This is a genomic window from Luteibacter sp., from assembly GCF_036499525.1.
Lineage (GTDB): Bacteria > Pseudomonadota > Gammaproteobacteria > Xanthomonadales > Rhodanobacteraceae > Luteibacter.
The window spans coordinates 57,226-66,768 of record NZ_DASYDO010000072.1 but is presented as its reverse complement, the minus strand read 5'-3'; the positions used below and the strand labels follow the sequence as shown (position 1 = coordinate 66,768).

Genomic DNA, 9,543 nt, shown 5'->3' with positions numbered 1-9,543 from the left:
GTGGCCAGGGCGATCTGCACGAAGGGCGAGGCGATGCCGGTGTCGCCGATGCGCGTGCCGATGTCGAAGTCCTGGTCCATGTCGTCGAGGGCCAGCGGTGTGGGTTGTTCCTTGAGGATCGGACCCAGCACCTTGGTCGCCCCTGCATCGTGGCGGGTGTCGCGGAAAAGGCGCGAAGGCACGTCGTCGATGGGCAGCGTGCCGACCGCCCGCGTCCAGCCCTCGCGCAGGGCGGCGACCTGCGCCTCGCCGGTGAGCGGTTTGTCGTCCTGGTCGCGCAGGCGCACGGTGACCGGCCGGTGCAGGTAGCCCATGATCGGCGGGTTGTCGAACAGATCGACCTGCCAGTTGGTCCAGCGCAACGGCAGAAAGTCGGTGCGCTGGAAGCCGGGCACACCCTTGTCGTCGATGGTGGTCAGGAACTGGGGCAGGATGCTCGCCCAGTGGCTCGCGCTCATCGTGGTTGAGCTGTACCGGCTGTGGCGCCCCTCCCCGTAACGGTGATCTTCCTTCCAGTAGAAGTTGTAGAGCTTGATGTAATCGTATTGAGTCTGCTGCGGCGTGCGCGCGATGGTGTCCTCGTGGATGGCATAGGGCCGGATGAAACGGTCCACCCTGTCGGTGCGGCTGACCAGCAGGGTAACGATGCTGAGCGGCTTGTCGGGTTTGTGCGGGCCTTCGATGCGCCGGGCGCTCGAGCCCTGCATGTACTCGCGGACGATGTCGCCGTCCTTGGTCATGATGATCGCTTGCGGCACCTCGGGATGGGCATCGAAGAAGGCGAACAGTTTATCGACCAGCGGCGAGGCGTCCTCGCCATTGATGTCGTCCACCCAGATGCCGAAGCTGTACACCAGACTCGCGCGGCGAAACAGGTTACTGTAGTACTCGCCAGCAGACTCCTGTGCGGACGGATGCGACGGCGGCTGGGCGGCAAAGCCGGGCACCGGCCAGAGATGCATGGCGTCGAGGGCGACGTTTTTTGCCGCAACCCTGCTCGCAATGGAATAGTCAGAACTCCGTTCGTCGGCTGATTGGGCATAGTCCCCGATGCGCTGCGACAGGATGGACTGCATGGGCTTGACCGAGGTGAAGGGCTTCCAAATCTCGTCTTGGGAGAAGCCTTCGTTGATGAACATGCTCAGCCCGCGGATTTCCAGCGCAAAACGATCACCGGCGCCGTTGAGGATGCGCTGCCGCGGCTCCATGGCGCGCTCCCGGGCGAGCGCGGCCTGCTGCGCTTTTTCGGCCTTTTCGGTGCGTGCGACACCGCGGTAATAGGTCACCAACAAGGCGCTGAGGCCGGCGACCAGGGCGACGAAGCCAATGATGGGAATGTACTTGCCGAGGATGGCGTTGGCGGAAGAGGACATACCGGATGCCTGGATAAAGATGGACAGGGAGACCAGCAGCACACCGGCCAAGCCGGACAGCGCGATGGTGCCGTAGCGAAGGCCGGCCACGAAGTGCGGCGGGAGACGGGCAAGGATCGGAGCGAGATCGGGGAGCTTCAGCATCAGCGTCGCTCCGCATCGATGGGCGAGGGGATCTCGGTGCGCACCAGCGATGCCGGAAACATTCCCTTCATGTAATACATGTGGCAGCCCTGTGTCAGCGACCGTGCCGCAATGCTTAGCTCAGCGAACCGCGGATTGGTTTTGATCTTCGAGAAGGCATCCTCATCCATCTTCCAATCGGCCAGCCCGATAAACAGCCGCCGCCAATCGGGATCGTCGAGCACCTTGGCTTGGCCCACAGCGACATCGAACGCGACTACCCGACGCAGGTTGTCGGCATCGGACAGGATCGCCGAGTGGTAGTTGTTCTTTTGCCACGCGTCCTTATCGCGCTCAAGGCGCTGCCGGGTTTCATTGGGCGTTTCCTCGCGCATCACCAGATAGGTCCGAGGGCCGGAAAAGGACAGTGAGAACTTGCGCTCGACGCGGACGGTGTAGGTCTGGTCGTCGGGCTCCTTGTCTTTGTTGAAGGCCTTCATGACCGCCTCGGGATCCGGCGCGCTATAGCTCTCTTCCTTGGCGAGGAGGAGGAAGGGCATGTCTTCGTCCGGGTTGCCGATCGCGAGATCCTTCGCATAGTCGTTGGGGACGACCAGCCCGGCGCGTCTCGCGTTACCTTTGATTGCTTCGCCGCCGTACATGGCAGGCTCATAAGGGGGCGAAATGGACTCCGCATTGATCTGGCATTCGACGTCGAAGACGAGACGATAAGGAGGAGGCTGACCGACAGCTGTGTCCTTTCCCCTATGGTCCTTTGCTTGACGGGTCCACGCCCTTTGGAAGAAGCGCTTGCCGGCGAGGGTCGCCATCGCGGGATACTGTCCTGGCGTCTGGCCGGCAAAGCCATTTGCCGCCGCGCGAGCATGAAAGCTCCTGCGCTCTTCCGGTGAGGCAAGCACGTCGACGTAATCGGGAACACCTTCCGCTCCGATGCCGGCAATGTTCATGAGGCCGACGGTTCCGTCCTCTGGGCAGTAGTACATATAAACCTTGCCGCGGTTATCGCGCTCCACGAAGGGAATGAGTGTTCGGTTGCTCTCACGGCGGACGGCTTCACCCGCGCCCTGCCAGCGCATGCCGGCCCGTGCGTTGTGTCGGCGGTTCCCCTTGATCGCCGGCGACAACTCGGCCAGGGGCGGCACGGTGTGAGGCTTCTCCGTGACGGCGCCGACGATATTGACCAGGGTATTGATCTTGCCGCGCGAGCTATATCGCTTGCGTCTCGGCTGCGCCGACGCCTCCGACCCCGGCTCGCGCAAGCTGTAAGGCGAGTCGACAAGAACCAGCGTGTCGGCGCAACGCGCCGGCGGCAGCGCCTCGATCGCTTGGCGTTCAAAGGTGCGCGCCGGATTGCCCTCGGCCAGCATGGCCTGGGCGAGCAGGGTCACCAGCGTGCCCTGGCTATGCCCCATGATGGTGATGGTGTCGTCAGGGGCCACGCGACGGATCTCGCGCACCAGCATGGCCAGCCGTTCGGCCGCCAGGACCATGTAGCGGCGGTGCGGACTGGTGCCACTGAACTGGTATGGGTCGAACCCTCCGGCCCACCTGACGCTACCGTTGACGTTACTGTTATAGAAACCCTCATCAAACATGGACGGGATCGAGGTGGTCGCGTTGTTGAACGTGCCCCCGCCCTTGGCGAAGTGCTTGTTCAGCCGGTTGCCGTGGACGTCCTGGTACTGACCGCGCACTGTCTTGTAGCGGCGCGTGACTTCATCCTTCTGCGGTTCCTCGTAGGCAATTTCTTCCTCGGCTGCGCGATACCCCCAATAGAACGGGATGAAGACGCTATGCGTGCGCTTGCCGACGTCGCTGCCGAATTCCTCGCGCTTATAGAGATACGTGTCCGGGTCGTATTTGACCTCGGCGACCTTGTCGTAATCGCTGTCTCCTGATTTGGTCTTGGACTTCTGCGCGGCTTCGTATTCCCGGCCATAACGCCCCGGAATCAGCCGAAACGCATCCAGCCGTTCATTCAGCCCGTCGCATAAACCCTTCTCGATGATGTCGTAATTGCCGCCCGGGTCGTTGACGCCGTGGGCGAAGATGACGATGCCCGGCAAGGCCGAGGGTACGTACAAGGTCGGATGGGACGTCGGGTTCTTTTCGAGCAGGAGGATGTCGCGCGCGGCGATCGGGCGCCTTGCGTCAGGGGTGGGTGCGGACATGTGGCCTCAGGTGCTATGGCTGGCGAGGGGTGACTGGCGATGAGGCGTGCGCGGAGGCGTTCGCATCACCTTGCAATCGTCGGTGAGGTGGGTGCGGTCGTCAGTATTGAGCGGACCGTTTACCCTAACAACGCAGCCAAGCGTTGGCTTTAGAACAAATCTGAAAGTGACCCCTGGATTGGGCGGGTCGGAGCGCGAACGGCGTTCGCCGCCCACCTCGACGGAGGGAGGTCACTGGCCGCCATTTGCCTTTTTCCCATTGCGGCGCAACACTTTCCGGAATTTATTTCCCCACCAACCCAACGGAGTCCCGTGAGCGAAAACGCAAACGCGTCGTTGCCCGTCAACGCGCCCTGGATCGTCATGAAGTTCGGCGGCACCTCCGTGGCCACCGCCGCACGCTGGCGAAATATCCTCGAGCTGGCCGCCAGCCGCCGCGCCGAAGGCGCCCGCGTGCTGATCGTGGTCTCGGCCCTGTCCGGTATCACCGATGGCCTGAAACAGCTTTGCACGCACACGGAACCCAAACGCCGCTCGGAAGCGGCCGCCGCACTGGCCGATCGCCACCATGCCCTGCTTGCCGAGATGTCGCTGGCGATGCCGGAGACACTGGGCGCGCGGCTGGCCGACATGGCCGGGCTGGCTGAAGACGGCGCCGCCGGACTCGGCGAACTCGCCTGGCAGGCCCGTGTGCAGGCGCATGGCGAGCTGATGTCGAGTGCGCTCGGTGCGGCCTTCCTCTCGGCCAATGGCCTCGCGACGACCTGGGTCGATGCGCGCGAATGCCTGCGTTCGATCGTGCTACCGAACCAGAACGAGCGCACGCGCCTGCTCTCGGCGATGGTGGAGCCGCGCCACGATGCCGCCTTGTCGGCGGCGCTTGCGGAACGCGGCGAGGTGTTCATCACCCAGGGTTTCATCGCGCAGGACGATGGCGGACGCACGGTGCTGCTCGGCCGTGGCGGCTCGGATACGTCCGCTGCGTACTTCGGTGCGTTGCTTGCCGCCGCGCGCGTCGAGATATGGACCGACGTGGCCGGCATGTTCAGCGCGAACCCGCGCCAGGTGGCGGGCGCGCGCCTGCTCCAGCGCCTCGATTACGAGGAAGCCCAGGAAATCGCCTCCACCGGCGCGAAGGTGCTGCATCCGCGTTGCCTCTCGCCCCTGCGTGAGCCGCGCGTGCCGCTGCTGATCAAGGACACCAACCGGCCCGACCTGGAAGGCACATCCATTGGCCCGGAAGTGCGCGAGCATGCGCCGAGCATCAAGGCGATCAGCGCACGCAAAGGGATTACCCTGGTCTCCATGGAGTCGGTGGGCATGTGGCAGCAGGTCGGCTTCCTGGCCGATGTGTTCGATGCCTTCAAGCGTCACGGGCTCTCCGTGGACCTCATCGGCTCGGCGGAAACCAACGTCACCGTCTCGCTGGATCCGACCGAGAACCTTCTGGATTCCGATGCCATCGCCGCGCTCGCCGCGGACCTGGCGCGCGTGTGCCGGGTGAAGGTGATCGCGCCTTGCGCGGCGATCACCCTCGTCGGCCGCGGCATGCGTTCGATGCTGCACAAGCTCTCGGGTGTGCTGGCCGAATTCGGCCAGCTGCGCGTACACCTGATCTCGCAGTCGTCGAACAACCTCAACCTGACCTTTGTGGTCGACGAAGACGTGGTGGACGATATGTTGCCTCGACTGCATGAGTTGCTGATCGGTGCGGGCGCCCTGCGCACCGACGACAGCGTGGTATTCGGTCCTTCCTGGCAGTCGCTCTACGGCAAGGGCGAACAGGCCACGCCGGGGGCCGCCTGGTGGCAGGGCGAACGCCCGACGCTGCTGCGCCTGGCCGGGGAACGAACGCCGCGATACGTCTACCACCTGCCCACCGTGCGTGCGCAGGCGCGCCGCGTGAAATCGCTGAGGGCGGTGGATCGCGCGCACTACGCGGTGAAGGCCAACACGCATCCGGGCATCCTCAAGGTGCTGGCGGAAGAAGGCTTCGCTTTCGAATGCGTATCGCCGGGCGAACTGGTGGCGGTTTCCGCGGCGGTGCCGGAGGACGTGCCGCTGCTGTTCACGCCGAACTTCGCCTCGCGCCGCGACTTCGCGGCGGCGTTGCAGACGCGTGCCACCATCACCATCGACGCGCTGCATCCCATCGAGCACTGGGGGGAGATGTTCGCCGGGCGCGAGATCGTGCTTCGTGTGGACCTCGGTCGTGGCCTCGGTCACCACGAAAAAGTGAAGACCGGCGGCACCGGCAGCAAGTTCGGCGTGCCCATCGAACACATCGACCGCTTCCTGCGTCTCGCGGACGAGGCCGGTGCGCGGGTGATCGGCCTGCATGCGCACCTGGGCTCGGGCATCCTCGATGCCGCGCACTGGGGCGAGGTCTATTCGCAGCTGGCGGCCCTGGCGGAACGCATCGGCACGATCACCGTACTGAACATCGGCGGCGGCCTCGGCGTGCCGTCGCATCCGGGCGAAACCTCGCTGGACATGATCGCGCTGGACCGCGTACTCACGTCGGTGCGCCAGGCGTATCCGCAGTTCCAGCTGTGGATGGAGCCGGGTCGTTATCTCGTCGCGGACGCCGGCGTGCTGCTGGCGAAGGTGACGCAGGAGAAAGAGAAGGGAGCCAACGTGCGCTACCTCGGCCTCGACACCGGCATGAACAGCCTCATTCGTCCCGCGCTCTACGACGCCTGGCATGAGATCGCCAACCTTTCCCGTTTCGATGAACCGGCCACCACGATGTACCAGGTGGTCGGACCGATATGCGAGTCGGGCGACATCCTGGGTTCCGATCGCCGCCTGCCGGAATCGAAGGAAGACGACGTGATCCTCGTGGCCCAGGGTGGCGCCTATGGTGCGGTGATGTCCTCGCTTTACAACTTGCGTGACGAAGCCGACGAGGTGCTGCTGCCGTGACGGTGACCTTTGCCGACCCGCGTGAGAGCGAGGGCTTCCGCTTCGTCCGCCATGGCTTCGCCGACGGCGTGGCCGAGTTGGTCTACGCTTTCGACGACGGCGTGGAGCTGATCGAGCGCGTGACCTTCCCTGGCGCGCCGGCGGTGCCGGTGGAGCGCGAAGCGGCATTCGAAGCGGCCCTGCGACTGCTCCATCTCGTCGCCGGCGTCAGCTACTACAAGGCGGGCATCCCGGCGACCATCGTCGTCGAAGGCGAACCGCTCGACGAGGAGACGGCGTACCTGCTGGATGCGCTGTACCTGCACGGATTGGCCGAGTTCGCGTATCGCAACCGGCTCGACCTGCGCGGACGCATCGCGTTTCCGTTTGAGCGCAGGGCCGCCGTGGCGGCACCGGCGATCGGCCTTCCGCAACGCTCGCTGCTGCCGATCGGCGGCGGCAAGGACTCGGTCGTCGCGGTCGAAGCGGTGAAGTCGATCGGTGCCGACGCGACGGCGACGTGGGTGGGCAATTCACCCCTCATCGCCGAATGCGCGGCGCGTACCGGGCTGCCGATGCTGAACATCTCGCGCGAGCTCGCGCCGGGCCTGTTTGAGCTGAACCGGTTGGGTGCATGGAACGGGCACATCCCTGTCACGGCGATCAACTCGGTCATCCTCGCCGTGGCCGCGATCCTCTACGGCTACGATTCCATCGTGTTCGCGAACGAACGCTCCGCTTCGGTCGCCACGCTGGAATACGAAGGCCAGGAAGTGAATCACCAGTGGAGCAAGGGCTTCGGTTTCGAGAAGACCTTGCGCGACTACCTGCATACGCATGTCGCCGCCGATCTCGACTACTGCTCGCTGCTGCGGCCATGGTCGGAGCTGGCGGTGACCAGTGCGTTCGTGCGACTGGGCGGCGAGTACTTCAACGTGTTTTCCAGCTGCAACCGCAACTTCCGCATCCTCGGCCCGAAGCCGGCGGATCGCTGGTGCGGGCAGTGTCCGAAATGCCATTTCGTGTTTCTCGCGCTGGCGCCGTTCATGGCGAAACCGCGGCTGCTGTCGATCTTTGGCCGCAACCTGCTCGACGACGACGCGCTTGCCGGCGCGTTCGACGCCTTGCTCGAATACAAGGAGCACAAGCCGTTCGAATGCGTTGGTGAGGGTGCCGAAGCACGTGCCGCGCTCGCCACGCTGGCGGAACGGCCGGAGTGGCGCGAAGACGCGCTCGTTGCGCGCTTCCGCACCGAGATACTTCCCCAGCTTCACCAGGGCGACCTGGCCCTGGAGCCGTGGCTGAAACCCGGCGCGTCACACCTCGTGCCGAAGCGGCTGGCCGGAGCGCTGGATGCGTTGGGCTGAACTCCGCGGCAAGCGTGTCGCCGTCTGGGGTTTCGGCCGCGAGGGGCGCGCGGCGTTGTCGGCGCTGGCTCGCCATCTTCCCGGCCAGGCGGTGACGCTGTATTGCGTCGCCAGCGAAGTGCAGGCGGCGCGCGCCGCGTTCCCGTCGGTGGATGTACGCGACATCGTTCCCGATGCGGAGGTGCTTGCCGCGCACGATGTGGTGATCAAGTCGCCGGGCATCTCGGCGTACAAGCCCGAACTTCTCGACGCGAAGCTGCGTGGCACGCGCTTCACGTCGGGCAGCGCCCTGTGGTTCGGCGAGCATGTCGATGCCCGCACCGTCGCCGTCACCGGAACGAAGGGCAAGAGCACCACGTCCGCATTGATCGCGCACCTGGCGCGTTCGCTCGGCGTGCGTACCGCACTGGCAGGCAACATCGGCATGCCGATGCTCGAGCTCGACGAGGCCCGGGCCGATCTGTGGGTCATCGAGTTGTCGAGCTTCCAGACCGGCGAGGCGATGGGTGTCGACCTGGGCGTCGTCACCAGCCTCTACGAGGAACACCTCGACTGGCATGGCTCGCGGGAGCGTTACGTGGACGATAAGCTCAAGCTGTTGTCGGCCTCGGCGGAAATCCTGGTGAACGCCATGCAGCCGCTGTTGTTGACGCGTGCCGTCGACCATCCGGGCCTGCACACCTTCGGTGACGCTGCCGGATGGCATGTGGCCGATGGCTGGATATCTCGCGGCGGCGAACGCATCATCGAGGCGTCGCGTGTTTCAGCGCCTGGAATGCACAACGCGATCAACGCGTGCGCTGCGCTGTCCGTACTGGACATCATGGGCTTCGAAGCACGAGCGGCGGCGCCTGCTTTGTCCACCTTTGTCCCGCTGCCGCACCGCCTGCAACCGCTGGGCGAGCGCGAGGGCTTCGAATGGATCAACGATTCGATCAGCACCACGCCGCTGGCAAGCCTCGCGGCGCTGGAAAGCATCGGTACGAGACGCACGGCGCTCATCGTCGGCGGCCACGATCGCGGACTGGACTGGTCACCGTTCATCGAAGCGATGCGTGCGCGCTCGCCCAAAGCGATCGTGTGCCAGGGAGCAAACGGACCGCGCATCGCCGACGCGTTGGAGGACGCGGGTATCGCTGGCGTCTACCGCGCCCCCGACCTGTCGGCTGCCGTGGCAGCCGCACGCGCGGCGCTCGACGGCAGCGGCTGCGTCCTGCTATCCCCGGGAGCCCCCAGCTTCGATCAATTCCACGACTACACCGAACGCGGCAAACGCTTCGCGGAACTTGCAGGCTTTGAGGCAAGCACTGCCAGCATCCAGGGTCTCGGCATCGCCTAAGCCGGTAAAGATGGTCGTCAGGGAGTGGAATATATCTCGGTGGTCCTTGAGAAAAAAACAACGCCACCCCGGAGGGGGTGGCGTGCGACCCGGCGACCGAAACCGATGGGCGGGTGAAAACATGTTGTCAGAAATGCGCCGGTCGATTGATGCACCGCGAGGTCGCCAAAGCACCAGAGAAGGCATGCCTACATACTGTAAGAGTCATCTCACGAGCCAGCCGTTCGCCACTGAAGCCGCTTATC

General features: G+C 64.8%; 5 protein-coding genes. 3 read left to right on the top strand and 2 right to left on the bottom strand.

Annotation, left to right across the window (positions count from 1 at the left end; genetic code table 11):
* Window positions 1-1,517, bottom strand: a 1,517-nt coding sequence (locus VGM71_RS15535; protein WP_331546775.1) for a type VI lipase adapter Tla3 domain-containing protein, incomplete at its 3' end; no start/stop codon positions are given.
* Window positions 1,517-3,583 carry a T6SS effector phospholipase Tle3 domain-containing protein gene (locus tag VGM71_RS15530; protein WP_331546773.1) on the bottom strand — a complete coding sequence of 689 codons (2,067 nt, stop codon included), beginning with the start codon at window positions 3,581-3,583 and terminating at the stop codon, window positions 1,517-1,519. The genes VGM71_RS15530 and VGM71_RS15535, both read right to left, overlap by 1 nt.
* A gap of 468 nt (window positions 3,584-4,051) precedes the next feature.
* On the opposite strand from VGM71_RS15530, the gene VGM71_RS15525 reads away from it, so the two are divergent.
* From VGM71_RS15525 to murD, 3 genes are read left to right on the top strand one after another with little or no spacing between them, the layout of a single operon-like run.
* Window positions 4,052-6,613 carry a bifunctional aspartate kinase/diaminopimelate decarboxylase gene (locus VGM71_RS15525; protein WP_414675149.1) on the top strand — a complete coding sequence of 854 codons (2,562 nt, stop codon included), beginning with the start codon at window positions 4,052-4,054 and terminating at the stop codon, window positions 6,611-6,613.
* Window positions 6,610-7,959 carry a UDP-N-acetyl-alpha-D-muramoyl-L-alanyl-L-glutamate epimerase gene (murL, locus tag VGM71_RS15520; RefSeq protein WP_331546769.1) on the top strand — a complete coding sequence of 450 codons (1,350 nt, stop codon included), beginning with the start codon at window positions 6,610-6,612 and terminating at the stop codon, window positions 7,957-7,959. Before VGM71_RS15525 ends, murL begins: the two co-directional genes overlap by 4 nt.
* On the top strand, window positions 7,946-9,298 hold the full coding sequence (gene murD, locus VGM71_RS15515; protein ID WP_331546767.1) for a UDP-N-acetylmuramoyl-L-alanine--D-glutamate ligase: 1,353 nt from the start codon (window positions 7,946-7,948) through the stop codon (window positions 9,296-9,298). Before murL ends, murD begins: the two co-directional genes overlap by 14 nt.
* Window positions 9,299-9,543 lie beyond the last annotated feature (245 nt).